This is a genomic window from Agaribacillus sp. DX54, from assembly GCF_056858335.1.
The window spans coordinates 38,347-62,325 of record NZ_JBXEQE010000023.1; the positions used below are offsets into that span (position 1 = coordinate 38,347).

Below are 23,979 nucleotides of genomic sequence, written 5' to 3' on the forward strand. Positions count from 1 at the left end.
TTACATTTTTGAAGAGAAACTTATGGTAACCGGTTTTTCGGACATGATAACCAAACCCCAAAGATATGACAATTAAAAAAGCCGTTGGTCAGGTCCATCTTTACCTCGGTATGTTTTCAGGGCTCGTGGCGTTTATCGTATCGATCACAGGCTGCCTTTGGGTATTCCAGGAGGAGCTTCGCCCCTTGTTGTATGCTGACCGCATGTATGTGGAGGTGCCTCCCTCGGCACACCGGCTTCCGGTCGATGTGCTGATACAACGGGCAGAAGCGGCGTTGGGGAATCAATATTCAGCCGAACGAATGCACATTCCTACCCGGCCGGATGAAAGTGTTTATGTACAGTTTAGAAAATTTAACACAGAAGAAAACGGGCGTGGCCCGATATGGTATGCAGACTACATGGCGTATTTTTATAGGGTATTTCTTAACCCCTATTCGGGAGAGGTAGTCAAGATTGAGAATACGAAGTGGGAATTTTTTAATGTCGTTGTTTGGTTGCACTTTAGCTTGTTGCTAAGCTATTCCATTGGCCATGTAATCGTGGGTTACGCAGTACTTATTTTTGTCATCATGCTTATTACGGGATTAATCTTATGGTGGCCCAAGCATAAAGCGGCTGCGAGGCAACGTTTTTGGTTTCGATGGAAGTCCGCTACCCGCTGGAAGCGTAAGAATTATGATTTGCATAATATTGCAGGATTTTATGCAATGATTGTCGCCTTGCTTATCGCACTCACCGGTTTGGTGTGGGCCTTTGACTGGGTAGACCACAGCATACAATGGCTTGCTAACGGAGGTAAAACCATTAAAAAGCCTGCGCCGGAATATACGATATCCCCAACAGAAAGCGAGGAGGCGCTCGATCATATCATGGCAGGAATGTTTACCGCTCATCCTGAAGCCCAGTCGTATTATTTACGTTTTCCCCGAAAGGCTGACGCCCCGTTATTCATCAATGTAATGCTCAGTCAGTCGGGTTACGGTAACCGGTTGAATTACCAGTTCGATCCTTACACAGGCCGGCTATTAGAGCAAAAAGATTTTGAGGACATGAACAATGGCGAGAAGGTGCGTGCGTTGAATTTTCCCATCCACGTAGGCAGTATCCTGGGGCTGCCTGGTAAGATAATCGCCTTTTTGGCCAGCCTGGTTTCGGCCAGCCAGCCTGTTACCGGATTCATGATCTGGTGGGGACGCAGGAAGAAAAAGAAACACAACAAGGATCGGATAACACGCAAAGTCCCGGTAAAAAGACATGCTGAGAAAGAGCAGGCCATTCATCCGGAAATTCCGTATTCCGAACGGGAAAAAGTTTAAATACAAAATTCTCCACAATACCCTTTAAAGATCAAAAAACTATACTTACAATTCTAAATTCTTACTAGTAAAATTATGAACTTAACCATTAAAATATTTAGCTTACTGTTGCTTCTGGGCCTTTTCTTTTCAGGTTGTGACGACGATGACGGTCCAGGGCTCGATAGCCGATTCAACGAGGCACTTTATGCGACTTTCATTCGTGTAGACAATCCCGATGGGCGTATTAACTATGTAGCCCTGACCGAAGATCTGGAACAAGAAACAGCCGTAGATTTTACCACAGCCCTTGAAGTACTCGGATTTTCACGCATGTACGCCCCGGAGGAAGGTGGCTTCTTTGCCATCGGTGACGGAGAAGATATGACTATTACCCGTTATTCTATCAATGAGAACAATGAGTTTGTCCGGGGAAATCGCATTTCATTTGCCGGTGAAGGTGTCACGCAAATGCATTGGCGGAACAAGTTCCTGAGTCCTGTGAAAGCTTATTACGTAGATGTGACACAGGGGCAGATTGTGGTCTGGAATCCGGAAGAGATGTCAATCACCAAAACCATTATGCTTCCGGAACAAGTAGCCGATGGCTATCAGGGGTACAATACATCGGTTGGATTTTATGATTTTCCAATGGTGGGTAACCAAATGTACATTCCACTGGAATGGTTGAACTTCGATACAAATGAAGGACGGCCAGCCACCGGATTGGTCGTGATTAACACCCAAACCGATCAGGTACTTTCCTACACGGAAACTGAAAAAGCACCGGCAGCCACTAACTTTGTCGTAGATACCAACGGGGATATTTATTTCGGAACCAGCGGCTACTATATGGCACATGGCTTTGTGAAGGATGGGATCAACCGGCCAAATGGCGCCATACTGCGTGTAAAGGCAGGAGAGACAACCTTTGACGACAATTATTACCTTCCCTACTCCAGCCTTACCGCAGGGGATAGGATTGGGGTAAGTTTGGCCAGTGCACCCGGAGATGGGATCGCTTACACTACCCTGTTAAAAGAAGAGACTACTGCGTGGTCGGGCATTACCGATTTTCGCTCTTACATCAGTTCTTCAGGCTGGGAGAAATGGAAAATTAACCTGAGGACCGGTGAGGCTGAACCGGAACAGGGGCTTCCCGCTGCCGGTCCCGGAGCCGATACCCGGCTGATTGACGGTGAACCGTATATATTTAGCTTCAGCGATTTTGGCAGCACCACGGTATTCAAGCTAAATGCAGACGGCAACCATGAAGAAAAGCTGACAGTAGGTGGCTTGTTAAATTTGGTGGTTAAAGTGCGCTAAAATTATTGAACAAATCATCTTCGGCTAAGCAAGTTTAGTACTTACTAACCGATGATCCCTTTTAAAAGGTAAAAACAAATATGTATAACCGCCAGCCCGGACTTTTTTGTCAGGCTGGCGGTTGGGTTCAAAAAGATGAGCAATTGTACAGACTATGGATATACCATACATCATAGGTGGCCTAAGCTTTTATACCAAATACTCGCTCTATTCAAAAAGCACCCGCCTGATAGAAAAGAAGGCGGGGCGCTTTAAGCATTGGATTTGGGTGCTATCGATAGAAGCGGGGATTAATTATTGTTGTTGACTATTAAAAAAGACCGATCCGGGGTTTGTCTCATTTTACTCTTATGATTTGATTAGCCTTCAGGATAATTAATGCCTTCTGCATTATGTCCCTAAATTCTTCAAACTCGGCTTCCGTAAAAGTAAACTGTATATCCTGGTGGCAGGTATTTACCACGATATGATCCAGGCCGTCAGGAAACCTTGACGCCGCCAGTTTAAAATCTATATCACTAAATAACCGACCGAATCTTATAAATTCTTCAGGATTAAAACCAACCAGCAGGTTTTTGTAATATAAACCTATACGCTGACAACCGGTGCATTGGGAAACATTAAAATATGTCCCATTTAAAAGCATTTCAGGGTTACAAGTCATCTTTCTTTTTTTTTGAAGGTAATTTATTTTTAAATGCGTTGACCTTTGTTAGCACAATTTCCTTCAGGTAAGGACAATTGGATTCCTTTATGATGGATTGTAGTTTTAACATATTGGGATATTCATGGTCTAACTCAAGTATCAACTGGCTTATCAAATAATCATAACTATTATTCATGGTTCAGGAGGTTTATGTCTTCCGACAAACTGTTATGTTTCCTGCATGGCAGGTTACAGCCTTCAAAATAATCGGTTATTTTTATTTAGATTAATTCTAAATAAATAACAATACAAATATCACTTTCTGTGATATACTTGTCAATCCCAATGCTTAGGTATATTGAGTCACTACTGGTAGTTATTATTGATCGATTTTTAGTTTTTCCTGTAAGAAGGTTGCATTGAGGCGGCCATTTATGGTAACTTCTCTTTCATAACTATCAATAGCTATTTTTTTCACGACTGTTAGCGATTGACATTAGTGACCGACAGCGTTATCTTAAAGCTTTGAGAACAATCCGAAAATGATTTTCTTAATTCACCAAATCCTTTAAAATGCATACCGAATCAAAAAAGTTTAAAATCCTCTCAAGTTGTAAAGAGGGGTATATCGGGGTTTGCACATGTTGCCGGGAGTTTAATCTTGCCTACAAAAATTTACTTATCACCTTTCCTGAGGATGGTATGGTAAATTTTTATCATTGGTTAGAGGCAGGAATCAAAAAGCCTGATACCAGCATTTCCTTACAACACAACAGAAACAGGGTATACAAAGGTCCCGCCAGCAATTTTTACATGGCCTTTAATGATGAGGAAGTTGAAGAAATCCTTGGCATGATCGAGGAGGCCATGATCATTGTGGAAGCCAAAAGGATTATTATGTTTGGTTAAAAGAGGCTATCCCATGACAAAATATCTTATTGGCGCATTATTCATTTCGTTGCATTCATGGTCGCAAAACATTGAAGCCTACAGTATTTTTGAAGGAAGCGGAAAAAAAAGTAATTATCAAAAAATGCAGAAAGGCATAAAGGATGCTCGAATAGTATTCTTCGGAGAGTTACATAATAATGCTATGGCACATTGGCTAAAGCTACAGCTACTTAAAAGTGTCTTTGCTACGTACGAGAACATAACTATCGCTATGGAAATGTTCGAAGCCGATGACCAAATTGTGTTGGACGAATACTTGCAAGGTTTCATTAAGGAAAAGCACCTGATTAACGAAGCAAAAGTTTGGAATAATTATGCAACCGATTATAGACCGATCATCGAATATGCAAAATTGAATGGTATTCGTGTAATTGCTTCAAATATTCCAAGACGCTATGCAAATTTGGTTTACCGGGAGGGATTCAGTGCCCTCGATAGTTTGAGCGATCGATCAAAGGCATGGATAGCACCGTTGCCTATTCAGTTTGACGCTGAGCTTCCGGGTTACAAATATATGATTGAACAGATGGGAGGTCATGGCGGCGGCAATCCGCAGAATATAGCAAAAGCGCAGGCCATAAAAGATGCTACCATGGCTCATTTTCTGATTCGAAATCTAAAAGGTACGGACAAAATTATTCATTACAATGGCTCCTATCATAGCCAAAACAGAGAAGGGATTGTTTGGTATGTTAATCAATCAGCGCCATCATTAGCTGTTAAAACAATTCAGGTAGTTGAACAAAAAGAGATAAAGAAGCTCGATGAGAAAAATAATGGCCTGGCAGATTTTGTAATATGTGTGCCAGAGGATATGACTAAAACGTATTAAGTTTTCTATATGCCTGTTTTTTCTAATCAATTATTGTAAGGCACGGCACCCTTTTTCCCATTCCTGCCAAGAGCCAATGCCCGGGAATTTGTCTTTGGCATTGCAGGTACACCGAAATTAATTGCTTCCCGCAATCCTTCATCGTCGCATTATTGCTTATGCGGCTTATTAACTGTAGCCCAAATCGGTAAGGCCAATAATGAACCGGTGGGGAACAGCACTTCAGCATTGTTATAGTCCGGGTTCAGTGTCACATTGCCATTTTGATCGGCCGCCTCATCGGGGTTGACATTGTTAATAAGTAATATCCGCACTTATTCACTGCGTAAAATCCTGGCGGGGTTAACCCGGGCGGTCCTGATGGACTGATAACTGATAGTCAGCAAAGAAATCGTTAAAACCACCAGCCCGGTAACAGCAAAGATCCACCAATGAATTTCCGTCCTGTATACATAGTTTTCCAGCCATCTGCTCATCCGGTACCAGGCTACAGGACTGATAATAAAGAAGGCCATGAGCACCAGCAAAAGAAAATCTTTGGTTAAAAAATAAGTGTTTGTGGCCAGGAATCAAAACCTGAAAATGAGCTAAAGCGTACGAAATTGAACAGATGGCCCGGTATGAAACAATAGGGCCTGATCAAAATCTACCTATGGGGAGTGCAGGCAGGCAGCAAAACCTCATTCATTGCTAACTCAATTTTATCTGTGATTGCTCTCGCATAGAAATCATGGAACGAAATTGTAGGTATATAAATTTAAATATGAAACCCCACCAAAAACTACCTGGCCTGTTTGTCGGAATTTTTTTCATAGCCAATGTACTACCGGCTCAAACTGTTTTTTTATATAAAACCCGAACCTTCCGGAAATGGGACCTTATGGGACGATGCCTATGGTGACTTAGTCAGCCTTAGATGAGGTGACCCAGGAAGTTCTTTCCTTGGCTGATTCCAGGTTAAGCTGCACGGCAGGTGCCTTACGGGTTTTTTTGCTTTTCCGGGCTTTATTTTTCCTGCCCCACCAGATCATAAAGCCTGTTACCGGTAGGCTGGCTATTTGGAGGCTGATGAAAAAAACCAGTATTTTTCCCGGTAATCCCAGGATAGCACCAATGTGCGTATCGTAATTCATAAGGATCATCTTATCCGCAAGGTCGGTATTTTCATAAATCCCATAGAGGCTGGTCGCTTCCAGTTCCATAAGTGTATATTGATCGTAGTAACGATAGTCGGAACTATAATGGATACCTTCCTCATAAGAAATCTCGACATATATGCTTGCCGAGTCAGTATAAGGATAATGGATTTCAAACTGTCGCGCCTGAGGAAATTCTGTCTTAAGTATCGGCAATAAACGGTCAATAGGCGGAGTGTCCGTGGTATCGGGAACATATAGCGGTTTATGATCCGGGATTGTAAAAGTAAGTGGCTTATCGCCTCCGAATGCCTGGTATGCTGCCTTTCCGAACCAGTCAAAGGCCATGACTAAGCCGGTAAATGCAATAATTACTGCTATAAAGCTGGCGTAGAATCCGATCACAGTGTGGAGGTCGTAATTCTTTCTTTTCCATTGGGTGGTCGATTTCCAATCGAACCTGAATCGCTGTTTCCTGCCCTGTTTATTGCGTGGCCACCACAACACAATACCGGTGAGGAGTATGATCACGAATATCAACGTAGACCAGGAAACTATCTTAGAACCGATGCTTTCAGGTAGCCATAAGTTAAGGTGGCCGTCCAAAACAAAAGCAAAAAAGCCGCTCAAATAATCCTCAGTCTTAATGATTTCACCGTTGTATGGGTTTAAGAAAACTGCCCGGTAAAACTTCGGGTTTTCTTGATAAAAGATTACCTCGACCGCCTCCCGGCGGTTGCCGTAGAGTACACCGTGGATACTTCTGCCCGGGTATACCTTTTCTGCGATCTGCTTTGCTTCGCTTGGGCTAATCAATGGTTTGTTTTCTTCGCTGACCTGTCGATAATCGCGAGACCAGCTCTGAATCTCCTCCTGAAATACCCAACAACAACCTGTCATGGCCACGATGAATACAACGATTCCCGTAGAAAACCCCAATACCAGGTGTATTTTTCTAACGATGTTACGAAAACTGTTTTGAGCGGCTTTTTTATTCATACTATATCATTTTATTCATTCAGTACTATAACAACAGGGCTTTACCCCGGCACCAGCGAACTGGTCTTAAAATAGCCATACAGGACAGGGACAAAGCCTGGCCCGGGCCTACTGCAGCCTGAAAAACCCTTTTATGGTCTTTCCGAGAATCCTGGCTCCCTGAGTAGCGGTAGCATTGGCAATATCTACCTGGTATACGTATGCTTCGGTGTCTGTTTCGATACTTGTGTACACTTTTCCGTCCTCTACAAGCACAGGCGAAGTATAGCGTTTGGCATGCAGGGGCACGTTAGCCACCTCTGTAATCGTTTGACCTTCCAGATCGATGATCACTAAACGCTGGTTAAAGTAATTTCTTTCAAATGCTTGCCATGGGCCTCCGTCGTCGTGTGTTAAGATACGGGCAATGGCTTTGTTATCACCTACATAATCGAACCAAAAGAGTTTTCCTCCGCCTGTAGCTGCTTCAACGTTAAAGAAATAAGAATTATCGAAGTCCGTTTCCCCGTTTTTTATTCTCAGGATACCTGAAGGCTTGGTGGCAGCCGGTGCGAACCCTGCCATTTCGGTACCGCATGAGAAGGAGTACAAGTCACCGTTATCGGCTTCTATCAAACCAGTTGTAGCGCCATTTACCCCTATATTGGAGGTTCTTCCATCTTTTATGATCTTTAAAGGTTCAGTTTCCATTTCCGGATAAGAATACACCGCTACGTAGGCGGTATCTGGCCTGGGCGTGGTGAAATTACCTTTCGCATCCAATACCTGGAATGGGATGAACAGTTTATCCCCTCTTACTTGTAGAGCAGTCGGCCAGGCCACCAGCGAGTCGGTGGTAGACTCAAAAATCCTTGTTCCCACAATTTTTTTGACAAATATTGTGTTAGCATCTACGAAATGTAAACGCCGGTTCATAAAGCCGGATCGCGGGATTTCCATGGCCAGCAAAGTTTGATCATCGTCTGATGCACCAAACATTTCGAGTGCATTTTCAAAAATAAACTCACCGATTTGTGTGATATAGCCGGCCCCGTTATCGGCATATCCTGCCATTTGATTATCTACACTAAACCCGGATGAAAAAAGTGTTTTACCTACAGGATAGAAGAAGCGCCAACCGGTTTGCTCAATACCGGTGCCTATGGCTGAAATTTCACCTGTCATGATATCGTCCTGGCTAATGATAAATTCAGTTTCATTGCCCCCGGTAGATTTAAATGCCATGACTATACCCCCGGATGATGTCGAAGTAGCACCATCATCGGGTACTGCGCTGGGATCGTCGTCGTCACAGGCTGATAATAGGACACTACTTACAGCTAAAGCCATGATTAAATAGGTGCTGAATTTATGGTTAAGGTAACTTTTCATTATCTTTTAATTAAGTGTTAAAATAAAATGTGTTAATTTAAAAAATACCTGCACTTGACATATACGGCCCTTCCCGGTCTTTGAATGTTGAAATTATCAAAGACAAGCGCATCGGTGATATTGATGAGAGAAAGAGATAGGTTGTATCTTCCTTCGTCCATCGCGTATTCCAAGTGCAAATCATGGGTCAGTTGCCTGGGGATCGTACTTTTGCCATCAGCATCGCCCAGATTTTCCCAGGTAAAAAAGAACTCGTGTACATACCGGGTGTTCCAGTAAATCACAACATTGTTTCCGGCGGTTCCTTTCATGGGGTTTATACCCAAACGCGCATTGCCGAATAGATAAGGCGTGTTTGGTACCCTGCTTTTATAATTGGTATTAGGGAGTCCCTCGTCGAATTCGGTTTGATCAGTAAGGTTTTGCCAGGTGAAATTGGCATTGAGCATAATAAATTCATTGTAATTTACATCGAGTCCACCTTCTGTGCCTATGGTCCTCACATTGCTGAGATTTTCGAATGTCCCAAAAGGTCCTATGGGATTAAACAGAATAAAATCTTTGGAAAAGCGATAAAAATAGTTGGCTTCCAACGTCAAACCGATCTTGCCCGACTGTTTTATATACCGCATGCCCAGATTGGCATTATAACTGGTTTCAGGCGCCAACGTTGGGTTAGGACGGATATAGACGCCATCTCCAAGTATTTCATAGCTTTCCGGTATACGGAAAGTTCGTTCAAAAGAGGATTTTGTTTGAAACGCTTTGGTAACATGCCAGGTAAATACCGATCCGTATCCGGTGCTGTTGAAACCCGGTCGGGTTGTAATGTCGTTATCCTGATAATCTTGGGTAATGATGTTACCGCTAAACCAATACTGCTTGGCAAACGCCGTGGCTTCTACATTTCCCGTTTCGTTTTTAAAAGTGTAAGCCATCCCCAAAAGGTTTTTGTGGATATAATTAGGCGTTTCGAAAGAACGATTGAATTCATCCACTTGGTCTTCACCCGTTCTCCTTAAATAGTTTTGGGTCAGGTTTACGCTCAACGCATGGTTATTACCGAGCTGGTAATCTGCATTCAGATTACTCCTAAGCACGAAGTCGGTTAATTCCATCAGTGATCTTCTTTCAAATAATTCCCCTTTGGGGTCATCGGCTTTACGAATGATGTAGTCGCCCGCCCAATTGTACTTTTTCGAACTGGTATCTACCACGCTTTCCATAATCCTGCCCATTAAGGCATAACCCCTCAATTCCAGGTTTTTAAAATATTTCCTGTAGGTTGAAGAGGCTAAAAGTGTCCTGTTCTTAGTGTGGAACGCTCCAAACGCACGGGTGATAGTATTATCAGGATGTTGATAGTTTTTTCTGTTACCGGCCGTGGTTAGGGCAAGAGACCATCTGTCGGCCATCTTTTTATCGAGTAAGCCGGCTTCTACCTGGACCATACCGGAGGTATATTCATTGTGAAATCGCCGGGTATCGATGGTACCTAACCTGTTGCCCAGTTCGAGATCAAAAACCGGCATATTTTCCATTCGGTAGTTATTGTCAGAATGATTGAAGAATGAAGAAAGCTTGACAAAATATCCTCTTTCCTGATCTACGTACCGGCCATTGACCGATGCCTGGTGTGTATTAAAAGATCCGTGGGAATAAGCGACATCCAGGAACGATTTCCTTCTGTAACCTGTAGTGATATTTATGGCGCCTCCTAAAGCATCGGCTCCCAGTGAAACAGGTACTACCCCTTTGTAGACCTCGATTTTCTCAATGAGATTTACCGGGTAATTGTTTAAAGTCAATGCCGACCCGAAGTTCTCCATCGGAACCCCATCGATAAAGTACCTGATCTGGTTACCCGATAATCCGTTCAGTGACAACCTGAATCCCGAACCTACACCACCGGTTTCCCGGATGTGGATTCCAGCGGTGCTTTTAAGCACCTGGTTAATGTCTGAAGTCAGGTTCTTGCGTTCCTTGACCTCCACTACCTCTACGGCATATCCTGTTTCTTTTAGCTCTTCCGATTCGGATTTAGCGGTTACCTCTACCTGCTCGAGTTGCGTCACATCTTCCTCCATGATAAAGTCGACCTGTTGTACTTGTCCCGGTAAAAGTTCTACAGATTTTTCCTGCGGTTTATACCCGATTCTCGTAATTCCGACCAGGTATCGGCCTGGTGAGATGTTCTGTATCCGATATCTTCCGGTAGTATCGGTAACTGCCGCCTTTCCGGTGCCATTTAAAGAAACCAGGGTGAAAGGAAGGTGGTTCCCTCTTTCATCGATAACATTCCCTTGAATTCCCGCCTGTTGCGCCTTTACCATGCTTGCAAGCGAGATACCGACTAGTATCATGATTAACCGTATTGTTTTATTCTTTGTCACATTCGATAAATACAATATCACTCTTTTAAATACAATTTATTTAGATCAAGTCTAAATAAATTCCATTTACTGCAAATTTCTTTCCTGGAAAGATTTCTTGCAATACCTATCATTTGGTATTTAGTATACCTTAAAAGTGGGATACTACCTTCTTTGTATCCCTAATCGAGGATGTTTCCGAAGGTTTGAAGCATTGGATTACTGACCTTTTACAATCAAAACATGCGAAGGCCGTACAATATGAAAGCTGCCGGACACGATTTACGCTCAGGCATTGAAATTTTCAGGGTTCACCATGCCGTTTTCAACCGCATATAGCACCAGTTCCGACACAGATTTTACCCCTAATTTTTTCATGATGTTCTTGCGGTGCGTACGAACTGTATGTATGCTAATATAAAATTCTTTGGCTATATCTTTTGTCGTCTTCCCTGCTGCTATGGATTTTGCAATTTCTGTTTCCCTACCGGATAAAGTCACTGGTTTATAGCTTCTGCCACCGCCGGGTATCTTTTTTGTCAGTAGCATGTCCAATACCTTGTCACAAAAAAATTTCTCACCTTTGGCGAGTGCGTAAATGGCCTTGATAATTTGATCTTTACCACATTCTTTAGTAAGAAAACCGTTTACGCCATATTCGAGGATCCGGAATATGTTCATTTTATCATTATCGGATGATATAACAAGTATTTTGCTTAAAGGAGAATACCTGTGAATATGTTGAATGTCCCTATGCATAAAATAGCCTGGAAGATTGCAGTCGATAATCACCACGTCTGGCTTGCTTTTTTTCAAAGCTGTGAAAAGCTGTTCCCTGTCACCTCCCTCTCCTATTATCCTAATATCTCTTTTACTTTTAAGTAATAGTTTTAATCCATCTCTAAATAAATGCTGAGCATCTGCGATAAACAAGGTAGTATGGGACATTATTTGGCTAATTATTTAGATTTATTCTAAACAAAAAATAAAAATACTACCCGGAAACGATTTGTCCAATCATTCAAAAAAATCTTTTGGAATCAATCGGTACCTAATGGCCATCAAATACTTGGTATAACTCAAGCTTTTTTGTGTCAAAGCGTGTATTTTTATTTGATTTTCCGGCAAGTTGGGAGAAATACAATAAAAGCACGAAATTTAAAGAATGAATGTTGAACGACTGAATAAATCTGAACTTGTTGACTATTGCAAGTCGATAGGAATAGAAACAGATAAAAAGGAAAAAGCGTTCTTTCAGGACCGGTGTATAAAGATTTGTCATCGCCTGACAACAGCCCTTCAAATTGTTGAGCGAATTGTAGTTGTCGTAAGCTACATGATTAGTTCGATGATCAGCTTACTATATATTATGCTGAAATTGCCATGGCCTCTATTTCTACTAAAATATCCGGCGAGGCAAGAGATGCGACGCCAATTCCTGTAACTGCAGGTCTGGATGAGCCGAGGTATTCTGCCAGTAGTGGCCCTACTACATTCAGGTGGTCTCCAAGCTCACCTTTTATGTAGATCCTTACTTGTAAAAGATTTTCAATGGACGAGTTCGAGGCATTTAAAGCGATACTCAAATTTTCGAGGGCTTTCTTAAACTGCCCTTCTACCGAATGAGATGTCACCTCAAATTGATGATTCCAGTCCACCTGGCCTGAGATAAATACAAGCTTTGAATTCGGCTCAAGAACGGCCTGAGACAGTCCAAATGCGGAACCATCATACAATTTGTCGGGATTAATTAATTTTTTAGATATCATAGAATTTTTCATGTGTGTGAGTTGATTTTCAATGGCCACATGGAATTTTTGATTAAAAATCTATCCTCGGTTGGTGTAAAATCGAGTCCGAATTTTTAATGTCGATTTCATGTTTGAATTTTACCATGCAAATGTCTAAAACCCGGTATCCTTTTCTTTTTACATTTGTTAAAAAGAAGCCAATTCTGATCGGATTCTACTAAGCTGCACCTGGGTAATACCGATATAAGATGATATATGACCGAGGTTTACCCTGTTCACTGCATCCGGATGTGTTTCAAGCAATTTCAGATATCTTTCCTTAGCTGTTAACATTTGATACGACCGGTTGCGTTCGTTCTCTTCAAGGTAACAGGCTATGGCGATCATTCTGCCTACATGTTCCAGGTCGTGGTGCTGCCTGTATAATTTTTCTAGTTCAGGATACTTTATTTCAATGAGCTGGCAGTTTTCAAGTAATTGAATGTAATAGTTACTCCGTTTTTTTGAGTAAATACTTTCCATGTCGGCAATTACTTCCCCCTCAAAGAAAAATTCATTGGTGATTTCCTTCCCTTCATGATAGTAATAAAGTCTCGCTGATCCATTTAAGACCAGGTATATACTCCTCATAGTACTTCCTGCGGTAAGTATTTTTTCATTACCCGGGAGGGAAACATGAGTAGAGATACTTTCGACAGCTATTTTGGTCTCTCCGGAGAGCGCACCATATTTTTCAAAATAATCTGAGAATGTGTTTATCATACTATTGAACAGAGGTTGTTATGTAGCTTTACCAGAAATTCCTAATAAAGCTACATCAAATTTAATATTCCGGATGAGCTGGCTGAATCAGTCCTGTTATTTCTTGCAAGATGCTAGATTTATCTTTCATTGTGCACAACCTGACAGATACTATATAAGTATGTCAGGATCAGAAGCTCATCATAAATAATTTACCGGAATCATCTTTATCATGTAATTTCAGGCATATTTCGTCATTTTGAAAAGCCACCCTTTGCCCATCCTCGTAGGGTAAATCCGAATCAATGGAGGTCAATACATATTGTATTTTATAATCTTCACAGATTTCTTTAATCTTGTTCAGATAATTGATTTTTCTTCTATCATCTATTGCCTCCAAGGCACCATCGTGATACACAAACTTGTAGAATGAGTTTTTTGAATACTTCATCAGAATTGACAGGTCAAATGCCATACACAGAAATTTCTTGTATGTAAATCCCTTACTTTGTGAGTTCTCAAGGAGATCTGCCGGGTTTTGATATTCAGCATTAAATTCAACATTACCTTGTTTATTCTGGTTTACAATTAATAAAGCATGCGTATGCAATACATCAAAAATTATATGATCGAATTGTTTATTTACCTCGGCATGGTTCCTGTTAGCAATGGCCTTTCTTAAAACTTCAGTTTGTTTTTTTATTTTTTTTTCTATCGAATCAAGTTTTTCCTCATACTGCTGTACCTGATCCAGGTATTTTATTTTGTCTTGCAACCTATCGACATCAGATGCTGTTTTTGCTAAATCCTGTTGATATGATTTAAACTTTTGGTAGCGGTCTTTTTCTACTAAAAAAGAAAGAAGTGCGCTCTTTTCTTCCTCCAGTGATTTTATTTGCACGTTCACAGCCTTTAATTCTTTTGATAGTTCTGAGGCATTTATCTTTAAGAACCTTAATCTTTCTTCAGAAATACTCCTGTTAAACGCCACTAGTTCGGAAAATTCCTTTCTTAGCTGTCTTTCAAAGTAAATTTCTGTCTCATTAAACAATCTTTCCAAATCACCAAAGCTCAAGCCATCGTCTTCTATGGATTGAATGGACGTATTTGTTTTCTCCAATTCGGAGGACAGTGTATATCGATGTGAGTTTAATTGTTGCAATTCAAAGTCAAGCTTCCGGATTAAATCCTCGTTAATATTTTTATCTTTTTCAAAAAAATTAAACCGGTCTAAACTTTTTGACAGTTTTGCTATCTCACCTTGTTTAATGTCGAGTAATCCAAGCAGTTTATCCCTTTCAGAAAGATCTACATTTATTTCACTTTTAATGGTTTTAATCCGTTCGTTAATTTCACTTTTATTTTCTTCTAAATTTGCCTTTTCTTTAATTAGTTCACCGTTAAATCCAATTAAGTCAAAGACTAAAGGTTTCCAATCTTTATGTTGACCTTTAAATTTATTTAGTTGAAACACATCACCAAAATCTTTTTGAGTTCTTAAAAAGTAGGTAATGGATTGCCTGTATATCCAATTTGGAAGGACATCAAACCGAAGGTACTCATTTAATAGGTGTTTAGCTTGATTAAATGGTAATTCCTGGTAGTCCCAGTTAAATTTAAGCTGATTTTCCTTAAGCCTGGCGTTCCTTCTTTTAAAAGATACCTTAGTTGGGAGATCAACAGCTCTATGGATGATCAGATATTCACCATTATTAAGGACAAACTCACCATAAAATTGGTAACCTGAGAACTTGCTATTACTCAATAAATGTCGGCGTTTATCAAATTTTCCCAAAAGCAAGAAGTCTATAACATAGATTAGCGATGTCTTCCCTAAATTATGGGTGTCCTTTTTTTTTGACACATCATGAATCGTAGCAAGAACCGCGTTGAATCCTTCATTGAACTTTACTGTTTTGAATTTTTTGTTAGCATATATCCGGCTTAGTTTCATGACGACTTAAGGCTGAAAGAGTCACTATCTCTTATATATTCAATTTTATCAATTAAAAATAATAAAGAAGTAGCCGGAATAAACAGTTGTTTAGCTTTATTTCCAAGAAGTAATACAGTTTTATCAAGCAACTCATCATAGCGGGATGTCCCTGCTAACTTTAGCTCTTTCACAATTAATCCAGCTACGTAAATAGCTGTTAGCTTGGGGTCGGTATGCTTATCGGGTTTAATCATTTTCTTTGACGCCAATATCACAAATACAATTCATATAGTGCAAAAAAACATTTACTAATTTTTTGTGCTTTTTCAAATCCTGATTGTTCATTACTACAAAGTCAAATAAAAATTTAATAATCTCCTCAAATGCACCAAATTCCTTTCTTTTAACAGTCACTAACTGATTTATTTCATCAACAGTGTTGTCGTAATAATATTTCAGTTCATGATTAATCGGGTCAGTAAAAAATTCTTTTATTGACTCAAAATAACTGTAATACCTGACCATGTGTTGACCAAAATAATCTTTGCCTAATTTGTTAATTTTATTTTTTCTCTCAATATCAACATAAGCAAAATTTTTTTCAATATGCTTAATATTTTCCTGAATCTCCCGGAACTTCTGTTCCTTAAATGCAAGCACTATATGCTTCAGGTCTTCTTCATCAAATTGTAAAGGGAGTAAAAGCTTATTTAAACTTAATGTGCGAGCTACTTCAGGGAATTCTTTTAGTTTTAAGTTAATAAACTCAAGGCCGCAAATTACATTTTTAATCTGTGTTTCTTCGATGATTGTTTTATGAATACTTTCTTCTTGCTTGCCTGGAAGTTTCCGATTTGTGAAAAGAAGGTAGTATTCAATCTGATCAGCTTTTATCAACCTATGAATGGCTGGTAATACCTCTTTTTTTATGATTGTTTGAAACCTGGAATCAGAACAACTTGCGTTGGCTACATTTGTATGCTTAGCTTGAATTACAAGCTTACCGCTCCAGGGTTGTGTGGCGCTTGGAAATCCATTCGTTGTTCCGTGAAATTTTGCATCTCTTCCTCCATCAGGACCTTTGGCAAAATTTACAGTCGCTTCACCAAGAATTTTCTGGCAAATTAAAGTGACAAGATCTTCAAATTCCTCATCTGTCAAAAAATAGAGCGGATAATCCATTCATCTTATTTTATAGCAAGTTTAAAAAATTAACTGATCTGCATAAACTACAAATCTCCTTTAAAGCAACATCAATTTCCCTTGCCAGGTATAGCGATATTGGTTAACCGGTAATTTAATTCAGACAGCTACATCTAACATGATTTGTGTAAAGCACTTATGCCCCATTCCCTGAATTGGAGTGAATAAAAATAATCAATACGCCTTACACAACTGTCTGACTTCTCACCTTGCTATATTCAGAACAAAGGAGGTTTGAAGATCAAACTGATGCAAAAAATTGTATGTGCTGTATTATATTCTATTAAAGACCTCATTTTGGGCCGAAATTTACTTTTCATCCAAAAGCTTCTGTAACAACGCCACCTTTTCCCGCTCACTTTTCAACAATTCCTCATACAGTTTTTTGTTTTCTGCAAGGGCTTCCATCAACTTGTCGAGTGGGTTATAGGTAAATTGATTGTGCGATCCAAATACATTGGAAGCGTCTTGATTAGACCCTTCATAATTTTGTTGAATGTAATTTATGGTGGCCTCTTCATTAAAATTCTTTATTACCTCCGGGTTGACTCCCAAGGCTTCAGCCATCCTTTCCAGCATAACATTATCAACATTATCACTCTGTTCAATTTTAGAAACCGCCTGTTGACTGATGCCTAATTTATCGGCTACTACTTCCTGTTTAATTCCTAATACTTCACGCATACGGCCGATCTTCCTTCCCAGGTGTTTTGGACGGGATTTGGTTTTATGTTTCATAAAGCAAATATATTTAATTCCAGGGTTGTAACAAAAATCCGGACTTGTTGAAGGGGGAATTAAAAAAATGTAAAATACAACTTTGCAGGGTGGGATACAACTGATTTTCACAATTCCTTTGCTTAATTCCAATTCGTAACGCCCCCCTTTTTATTTTTTAAGGTCACATAAATTTTTTAAAAATGCTTAACACTACAGAGTTTGCCATATCCTTGATCAAGGAGGAATTGCATAATTTGAAATTGATCAACGACCTGAACCGGGCGGGTATTGACGCAAGTTTCCACTTGTCTGACCTCAGTGCATTGATTTTAAAGATTACAGGCTTTACCGGACATAAAACTTCAGATGAGTTTTATACCTGGTACACCAATTGCCAGAACAAGCTGGTTGAAAACATCGACCCTAAAGACGCCAAAGAATTCCGGGAGCGGGCTTTTGATTTTTATATTGATTTAATGGCGAAAAAGCGTGCTTTAGACTTCACTGAACCATCTAATTTATAAAAATTCAAAAGATAAGGCAGGTTTAGTGACGATTTTATTGCAAAATTATATCGCCATCGATGTTTAGTTGTTTATGAAGTTTTCTGGCCACATCCATAGTGATATCCCGTTTACCTCTTAAATACTCGCTAACTCTTGTCTTGGGGACGTCAAGCTTTTGAGCCAAATCCGATTGTTTCAACCCTAACTCATACATCCTTAGTTTAATCACATCAATCAGGGAGGGCGTTTCAATTTTGAAGTGTTTGTCTTCATATTGAGCAACCAGATCGGAGAGCCTGTCCATCATTACAAAATCCGGATTATCATAACTGTGATTATTTCCGATTTTAATCATTAGCGCATCAATTTTTTTGAGCGCTTCTTCATATTGTTTTTTAGTTTCTACTGCTTTCATGGCACTGTATATTAAATATTTTTGACATCTGTTTTGTCATATTCAGCATAGGTACCAATCCATCTGATGTATACCTTTTGAGAAATATAAATTATGATAGCAACCAACCGATAGTCATTGCCCTTTATATTGAATACTACCCTATTATTACCCACATAATCAGCACCCAAATAGTCTTGTTTCAAATCGTTGAGATTTTCCCATGAAGACTTAGATACTTTTTTGTACCATACTTCCAAAGCCGTTTTGCTCATGGCATGATCCCTGTAATATTCTACTATCTTTTTTCTACTGACCACCCTCATTTATGATACAAAGTTACATTTTATGTAACTAATAAAAAACAATGCTTGGATTTTGTTCTGGAATGTCCCGTTTTTGGCCTTAATGATGAGATGATTTCATAATCGCGGGTCCAAGGGTGCATACCATAAAATAATTGTCCATTGTTCATTGTCAACTGTCAATTTCCAACTGCGCTTAGTTGTTAAAAAAATTATACTTATTTGTTTGCTTTAGTCTTAGAAGACAGGTTACAGATTTATCAGCGTAAAATGTTTTCTGCCTGTACCAGTATTTCAGTCCATTTAACTATATTTGACCGCATGAAACAATTATAAACTTTGGTCATCCTGCATTTGGAAATAAACTTACACACATGAAGGTATTAGCATTCTTCCTCGCGTTGATAACCCTCCTGCTCTCCATGACACCCTGTTGCGATGGAGACAGCCATTGTATGGAAGAAACAGCTACTGAATGCGCCGAACATTCGGATACAGGCCAGGATGACGCCGATCATGACCGGCCTTCTTCTCCTTTCTATGCCTGTGGGAGCTGTTTCGGCTTTGTCTACCAGCAGGCTTCCTCTTTTGTTTCCTGTTGCTTGTCATTCATCGAACAGGACTTTAACAGCTTTTATACGGAAAGCTTTTACGGAAGCCACCTGCATCCACCCAACAAGCCTCCAATACAGATTTAAACTAACGCAACCCAGTAAAACCGGACCTGCTTAAGGAGCAGCAGTCCGCTTATTGTCCATTGTTTAAATCTGAAAAATGAAACTAAAATACCTTTTAGGCGGCCTTACGTTGCTATTGAGCCAGGCCGTCTTTGCCCAACATACCTTTAAAGCCAGGGTCGTCGACCATGAAAGTCAGGAACCCCTGGTAGGAGTAACTGTATCTTTTCCCACTTTAAGCATAGGCGATGTGACTGATCCGGACGGACAAGTCATCATCACTAACATCCCTGCGGGACAGCACCCGGTCGACATCAGCTTTGTGGGGTATGAATCACTTTTGATCAAAATTACTTTCCCGCAACCTGCTTCCCAACAGGATCAGACCTTTGAACTTCACCACGCGCATACGGAGATGGAGGAGGTCGTCATCACCTCTACCCGGAGCAGCCGCACCATTGAAGACATCCCTACGCGGGTAGAGTTCATTGCCGGTGAAGAGCTGGCGGAAAAAGGGAACATGAAGCCAGGCGATATTCGCATGTTACTCAACGAAAGTACCGGTATCCAAACCCAGCAGACCTCGGCTACCAGCTACAATTCCAGCATCCGCATTCAGGGACTGGATGGCAAATACACCCAACTGCTCCGCGATGGACTGCCGCTCTACTCGGGTTTTTCAGGGGGCCTGAGCCTGATGCAGATTGCTCCACTCGATTTGAAGCAGGTAGAGGTGATCAAAGGGGCCTCGTCCACTTTGTATGGAGGAGGGGCTATTGCCGGTCTTGTCAACCTGATCACCAAAACCCCGGAAGAAGAACCGGAACTGAGTTTTATGCTGAATGGCACCTCGGCGCTGGGGTTGGATGCCAGCGGCTTTTATGCAGAAAAATTCGGTAAGGTGGGCGCTACGGTTTTTGCTTCTTATAACAAAGGCACGCCCTATGATCCCGCCGGTATCGAGCTTACTGCTATCCCGGAATTCGACCGTTTTACGCTGAATCCGAGGCTGTTTTTATACCTGAACGAACGCACTGCCCTAAACGCCGGGGTGAATTTTGTCACCGAAGAGCGATTAGGTGGCAACATGGATTATGTGGAGGGGGAAGAGGTAGCCAATCCGTATTTTGAAAGAAACGAGACCGACCGGCTTTCTTCCCAGTTTCAGCTCACACATCAATTTGGCAACACAGCTACCTTCACCTTAAAAAATAGTCTGAACTTTTATGACCGCTCGGTAGAAATTCCTGATTTTGCCTTTGCCGGAAAGCAATTTTCCTCTTTCAGCGAGGCCAATGTCAGTTGGCCCGGAGAAAAAACGGAGTGGATTACCGGCCTCAATCTGTGGACGGACCGCTTTGAGCAAAACAGCGGCAGCGATGGACAGGATTTGGGCTTTTCGGATGCTACGTTGGGAGCTTTTGCACAGAACATCTGGAACTTACACCATCGATGGGTGCTGGAAACCGGCTTCAGGCTGGATTATCAAACCGAATACGGCCTTTTCCCACTACCCCGTTTTTCTTTGATGCACAAACCGTTCCGGCAACTGACCTTTCGTTTGGGTGGTGGGCTGGGCTACAAAACACCCACTGTGTTTTCAGAAGATGCCGAACGCCTGCAGTTCAGGAATATCCGACCCATCAATCCTGACGAACTTGAAGCAGAGCGTTCTTTTGGGGCCAACTTTGATATCAATTACCGCCTTGCCGTGACAGAAGAACTGACGCTTTCTTCCAACGTCCTCTTTTTCTACACGCAGATTCAGGATCCGCTTGTCCTGACTTCGGTGGGTAGCCATTTTGAATTTATGCAGCCGGACGGCTACGTGGACACCAAAGGCGTGGAAGTGAACATGAAATGGAGTTTCCGTGACCTGAAGCTTTTTGTTGGCTACACCCATGCCAGGGTACTGGAACACTACAACGGGGAGTCCACCACTTTTCCATTGGTAGCCGAACACCGGCTCAATAACGTATTGATGTATGAAAAGCACGACAACTTCTGGGTAGGACTGGAAGCCTACTATTTCAGTCCGCAGCAGTTGGGAGACGGAACCACCGGCGAATCGTACTGGATTACCGGGCTGATGACCGAAAAGAAACTCGGAAAGCATTTTTCCATCTTTCTGAATTTTGAAAACTTCCTGGACACCCGTCAAACTGCTTTTGACACCATTTTTACAGGAAGCATCGACAATCCGCAGTTCCGTGACATTTATGCGCCGGTCGATGGTTTTGTGGTTAACGGAGGATTTAAATGGAAAAAATAAAACCTGGCAAAACAATTTATGCGACCATGTACGTGCCGGAGCAGATGCCCGGATATTTTTGCGAACAGATCAATTTACGGGTGAGCTAATCGGTAAAGAAAATACAGAAAAACTCCTCATTGACGCGGCCACAGCTATCAAATAGCGACTGCCGCGGCATTTTGGGAAATTCAGTGGTAGTATTGTAAGCATGCTTCGGTGTCATAGGTTTTATCCCTGTTATACTTACCTATACCGGAATGATGATAGGACTGGGAGGAGAAACGCGCGCCAGCTTTCATTATTTTCGAAAAAAACGTTGTGCAACAGCCACTAAAGCTTGGATAAAACTTTGCTGAATGCTGAAACTGTATTCCCTGATTGCATAATTTCAAATTATTCCTTAACATAGGATTTAGATTTGATTACAGGAAACCTTTACTAATATAAGGTATGCTGGGTTTAAAAGTTTAGCTGTGAGAGCATCTGTAAATACGTTTTTCTTTATTAATGATCAATCTGAACGTCAAATCTGGGATACGTTACGGAATGGCCATAAAGATGCGCTAAATTATATCTACAATCGATATGTTGAAATGTTGTACCAATACGGGTTTAAGTTTACCAACGACCATAAACAGATTGAAGACTGTATACAGGATCTTTTTCTTGACTTATGGGAAAAAAGGGCAGGTCTGGGAGCAACAGATCATATCAAGCCTTACTTGTTAACAGCCTTTCGAAGAAAGCTCATCAGAACACTTTCAAAAAACAACATTGTCATAGACAGAAATTTTGCCATAGATAATTATAACTTTGTTATGACGGCCAGTGCTGAAGTACACCTTACCGAAAAAGAAGCTGAAGCAGCGCTCATAAGTACAATGGCCAATCATTTATCTAAACTCCCCAAAAAGCAACGGGAAGTACTTTATTTGCGCTACTATTGTGAACTGGAATATGATGAAATTGCCTCGGTCATAAATATTTCATATCAATCTGCCCGCAATCTGATGTATAAGGCCATTAAAACCATGAAGCGCCGCTTTAGATCCACAGGATTTCCCATATTGACGCTTTTCCTGGCTTTTTTTTAAAAAAAGTTTTCCAACAAAGGTTACAAAAAGGCAATTTCTGTCTTTTTATATCGAAGCTCTGGTGATCTTAGCTTATCGTCGCAACAGGCATGACTAAAAAAAGGGATGCTCCATGATCTGTTTTATGTTGAATAGGCAGGTTGTCATACTTTGACAACCGGCAATGAATGAACGGCTTGTTTTCCCTTGACTATTGGCCTGAAATACCCGGTAGTTAAAAACATTGAATCACCGGAGCCCCTGGTTTGCTTACTATTGTCATACGAATGGCTGAAAATTTTAGTAGTAAGAAGCCGGAAATCGCAAAAATGATGCATGTTCAAATGTAACCTATAAAATGGATCACGAAAACTTTAATGTCGAGGATTTTTGTCAGGATTTAAGCTTCTGGAAGTGGGTGAAGTATGAAGATACCGAGAGTAAGTTATTTTGGGAAAAATGGCTTGAGCAGAATCCTGACAAAAAACCCGAGGTGGAGCGGGCAAGAAAAATTCTTCAGGCCATCCATGTAAATCAACAAGCGATTGATAACAACAGATTAGTCCAGCTTTGGGAGGATATAGAAAGTAATATAGCATCTTCTCAAAAAATCAGATATTTAAGCCGCCCTGCAAAACGGCAATTCGTGTTTTCGAGGATCGCAGCCATTTTTGTTGGCTTTATTATTGGCTTTGCTTGCCTTTATGTGTTGACGATATTCAACAGAAATGAAGAAATGCCAGTTAGTCAGGAGGTTAAGATGATTGAGCGCTCCAATCCTGCCGGAAGCACTTCAACCATTACTTTGCCTGAGGGAACAAAAATCAGATTGAATGCTGCCAGTACACTTATTTTTCCCGAAGAATTCTCGAGAGAGACAAGGGAGATTTCATTGAAAGGAGAGGCTTTTTTTGAGGTAGCGGAAGATGCCTCCAGGCCATTTATCATTAATACCGGCAGGTTTAATACGACTGTATTAGGCACCAGTTTCAATATCAGCGCCTATTCCTCCTCGCAGGAGATAAAAGTTGCGGTAGTGGAGGGAAAGGTGTTTGTAGAAAATAAAGAGGGTAAAGGAGGTAAGAATTCGCTTACTATCACTCCCAAAGAAATGGCGGTTTTTAACAAAGCATCAGGGAAACTCAATGTACATACCTTTAGCTATTTGAAGGAAATAGCCTGGAAAGACAATATCATTCACTTTGAAAATGCCGACATGGATGAAATCATTGACAAACTGGCCAAGTGGTATGGGGTAACCTTTGTATTAAACAAGCGCATAACCAGTAATAGAGATTATACAGCTACTTATAATAGTAAATCCCTGGAAGAGATCCTCGAGGGACTTTCATTTGCCTTTGATTTTAAATTTACCATCGATGATAAAGTTGTAACCATTAATTAATAGTACTATGAGATAAATAAAATTACAGTAAAAAAGCACGGCGCCACACAAATTCATTGGGGAATGACTGGATAACACCGTGC

General features: G+C 40.9%; 25 protein-coding genes. 9 read left to right on the plus strand and 16 right to left on the minus strand.

Annotation, left to right across the window (positions count from 1 at the left end; all coding sequences use genetic code 11):
• Positions 1-65: 65 nt before the first annotated feature.
• Together AC04NP_RS21085 and AC04NP_RS21090 are read left to right on the plus strand one after the other, a co-directional pair.
• Complete coding sequence (locus AC04NP_RS21085) at positions 66-1,319, plus strand: PepSY-associated TM helix domain-containing protein (protein WP_482861924.1); 1,254 nt, start codon at positions 66-68, stop codon at positions 1,317-1,319.
• A 75-nt stretch (positions 1,320-1,394) separates the two neighbouring features.
• Complete coding sequence (locus AC04NP_RS21090; protein WP_482861925.1) at positions 1,395-2,624, plus strand: SMP-30/gluconolactonase/LRE family protein; 1,230 nt, start codon at positions 1,395-1,397, stop codon at positions 2,622-2,624.
• Positions 2,625-2,961: 337 nt separating this feature from the next.
• Here AC04NP_RS21090 and AC04NP_RS21095 read toward each other — a convergent pair whose 3' ends face one another.
• The gene (locus tag AC04NP_RS21095) at positions 2,962-3,288 is read right to left on the minus strand and encodes a DUF6686 family protein (protein ID WP_482861926.1); all 327 of its coding nucleotides are present in this window, start codon (positions 3,286-3,288) and stop codon (positions 2,962-2,964) included.
• The gene (locus AC04NP_RS21100) at positions 3,278-3,466 is read right to left on the minus strand and encodes a hypothetical protein (protein ID WP_482861927.1); all 189 of its coding nucleotides are present in this window, start codon (positions 3,464-3,466) and stop codon (positions 3,278-3,280) included. Before AC04NP_RS21100 ends, AC04NP_RS21095 begins: the two co-directional genes overlap by 11 nt.
• 377 nt (positions 3,467-3,843) lie before the next feature.
• Here AC04NP_RS21100 and AC04NP_RS21105 point away from each other — a divergent pair, with 377 nt between their 5' ends.
• Both AC04NP_RS21105 and AC04NP_RS21110 read left to right on the plus strand, forming a co-directional pair.
• A complete protein-coding gene (locus AC04NP_RS21105; protein ID WP_482861928.1) occupies positions 3,844-4,179 on the plus strand; it encodes a DUF6686 family protein in 336 nt (111 codons plus the stop codon).
• A 13-nt stretch (positions 4,180-4,192) separates the two neighbouring features.
• The gene (locus tag AC04NP_RS21110; RefSeq protein WP_482861929.1) at positions 4,193-5,053 is read left to right on the plus strand and encodes a ChaN family lipoprotein; all 861 of its coding nucleotides are present in this window, start codon (positions 4,193-4,195) and stop codon (positions 5,051-5,053) included.
• Between the two features lie 149 nt (positions 5,054-5,202).
• On the opposite strand, the gene AC04NP_RS21115 is transcribed toward AC04NP_RS21110, so the two are convergent.
• The 12 genes from AC04NP_RS21115 to AC04NP_RS21170 all read right to left on the minus strand — a co-directional run bounded on the left by AC04NP_RS21115 (position 5,203) and on the right by AC04NP_RS21170 (position 17,300).
• On the minus strand, positions 5,203-5,367 hold the full coding sequence (locus tag AC04NP_RS21115; protein ID WP_482861930.1) for a hypothetical protein: 165 nt from the start codon (positions 5,365-5,367) through the stop codon (positions 5,203-5,205).
• Positions 5,368-5,568 carry an ABC transporter permease gene (locus AC04NP_RS21120; protein ID WP_482861931.1) on the minus strand — a complete coding sequence of 67 codons (201 nt, stop codon included), beginning with the start codon at positions 5,566-5,568 and terminating at the stop codon, positions 5,368-5,370.
• Positions 5,569-5,955: 387 nt separating this feature from the next.
• Entirely contained in the window at positions 5,956-7,188 is a 1,233-nt protein-coding gene (locus AC04NP_RS21125; protein ID WP_482861932.1) for a PepSY-associated TM helix domain-containing protein, read from the minus strand.
• A gap of 108 nt (positions 7,189-7,296) precedes the next feature.
• Positions 7,297-8,559: a DUF4374 domain-containing protein gene (locus tag AC04NP_RS21130; RefSeq protein WP_482861933.1), complete on the minus strand. Its 1,263-nt coding sequence runs from the start codon at positions 8,557-8,559 to the stop codon at positions 7,297-7,299.
• Between the two features lie 32 nt (positions 8,560-8,591).
• Positions 8,592-10,922: a TonB-dependent receptor gene (locus AC04NP_RS21135; protein WP_482861934.1), complete on the minus strand. Its 2,331-nt coding sequence runs from the start codon at positions 10,920-10,922 to the stop codon at positions 8,592-8,594.
• Positions 10,923-11,219: 297 nt separating this feature from the next.
• Positions 11,220-11,879, minus strand: a complete 660-nt coding sequence (locus AC04NP_RS21140; protein WP_482861935.1) for a response regulator transcription factor — start codon at positions 11,877-11,879, stop codon at positions 11,220-11,222.
• Positions 11,880-12,298: 419 nt separating this feature from the next.
• Positions 12,299-12,712, minus strand: a complete 414-nt coding sequence (locus tag AC04NP_RS21145) for a RidA family protein (RefSeq protein ID WP_482861936.1) — start codon at positions 12,710-12,712, stop codon at positions 12,299-12,301.
• A 156-nt stretch (positions 12,713-12,868) separates the two neighbouring features.
• On the minus strand, positions 12,869-13,444 hold the full coding sequence (locus AC04NP_RS21150) for a Crp/Fnr family transcriptional regulator (protein ID WP_482861937.1): 576 nt from the start codon (positions 13,442-13,444) through the stop codon (positions 12,869-12,871).
• A 169-nt stretch (positions 13,445-13,613) separates the two neighbouring features.
• Positions 13,614-15,188 (minus strand): DUF2326 domain-containing protein, encoded by a 1,575-nt coding sequence (locus AC04NP_RS21155; protein ID WP_482861938.1) that lies wholly within the window; start codon positions 15,186-15,188, stop codon positions 13,614-13,616.
• Positions 15,189-15,373: 185 nt separating this feature from the next.
• Positions 15,374-15,613: an ABC-three component system middle component 8 gene (locus AC04NP_RS21160; RefSeq protein WP_482861939.1), complete on the minus strand. Its 240-nt coding sequence runs from the start codon at positions 15,611-15,613 to the stop codon at positions 15,374-15,376.
• Positions 15,606-16,541 (minus strand): ABC-three component system protein, encoded by a 936-nt coding sequence (locus AC04NP_RS21165; protein ID WP_482861940.1) that lies wholly within the window; start codon positions 16,539-16,541, stop codon positions 15,606-15,608. The genes AC04NP_RS21160 and AC04NP_RS21165 overlap by 8 nt, the downstream gene beginning before the upstream one ends.
• A gap of 330 nt (positions 16,542-16,871) precedes the next feature.
• Positions 16,872-17,300, minus strand: a complete 429-nt coding sequence (locus AC04NP_RS21170; RefSeq protein WP_482861941.1) for a helix-turn-helix domain-containing protein — start codon at positions 17,298-17,300, stop codon at positions 16,872-16,874.
• Between the two features lie 182 nt (positions 17,301-17,482).
• On the opposite strand from AC04NP_RS21170, the gene AC04NP_RS21175 reads away from it, so the two are divergent.
• Complete coding sequence (locus AC04NP_RS21175) at positions 17,483-17,806, plus strand: hypothetical protein (RefSeq protein WP_482861942.1); 324 nt, start codon at positions 17,483-17,485, stop codon at positions 17,804-17,806.
• Between the two features lie 34 nt (positions 17,807-17,840).
• On the opposite strand, the gene AC04NP_RS21180 is transcribed toward AC04NP_RS21175, so the two are convergent.
• Together AC04NP_RS21180 and AC04NP_RS21185 are read right to left on the minus strand one after the other, a co-directional pair.
• On the minus strand, positions 17,841-18,203 hold the full coding sequence (locus AC04NP_RS21180; RefSeq protein ID WP_482861943.1) for a helix-turn-helix domain-containing protein: 363 nt from the start codon (positions 18,201-18,203) through the stop codon (positions 17,841-17,843).
• Positions 18,204-18,214: 11 nt separating this feature from the next.
• A complete protein-coding gene (locus AC04NP_RS21185) occupies positions 18,215-18,508 on the minus strand; it encodes a type II toxin-antitoxin system HigB family toxin (protein WP_482861944.1) in 294 nt (97 codons plus the stop codon).
• A 353-nt stretch (positions 18,509-18,861) separates the two neighbouring features.
• Between AC04NP_RS21185 and AC04NP_RS21190 the strand changes: the two genes are divergently transcribed.
• From AC04NP_RS21190 to AC04NP_RS21205, 4 genes are all read left to right on the plus strand, one after another.
• Positions 18,862-19,185, plus strand: coding sequence for a hypothetical protein (locus tag AC04NP_RS21190; protein WP_482861945.1), 324 nt, complete (start codon positions 18,862-18,864; stop codon positions 19,183-19,185).
• A gap of 76 nt (positions 19,186-19,261) precedes the next feature.
• On the plus strand, positions 19,262-21,436 hold the full coding sequence (locus AC04NP_RS21195) for a TonB-dependent receptor (protein ID WP_482861946.1): 2,175 nt from the start codon (positions 19,262-19,264) through the stop codon (positions 21,434-21,436).
• Positions 21,437-21,891: 455 nt separating this feature from the next.
• Positions 21,892-22,512 carry an RNA polymerase sigma factor gene (locus AC04NP_RS21200; RefSeq protein ID WP_482861947.1) on the plus strand — a complete coding sequence of 207 codons (621 nt, stop codon included), beginning with the start codon at positions 21,892-21,894 and terminating at the stop codon, positions 22,510-22,512.
• Between the two features lie 337 nt (positions 22,513-22,849).
• A complete protein-coding gene (locus AC04NP_RS21205; protein WP_482861948.1) occupies positions 22,850-23,896 on the plus strand; it encodes a FecR family protein in 1,047 nt (348 codons plus the stop codon).
• Positions 23,897-23,979: the final 83 nt, after the last annotated feature.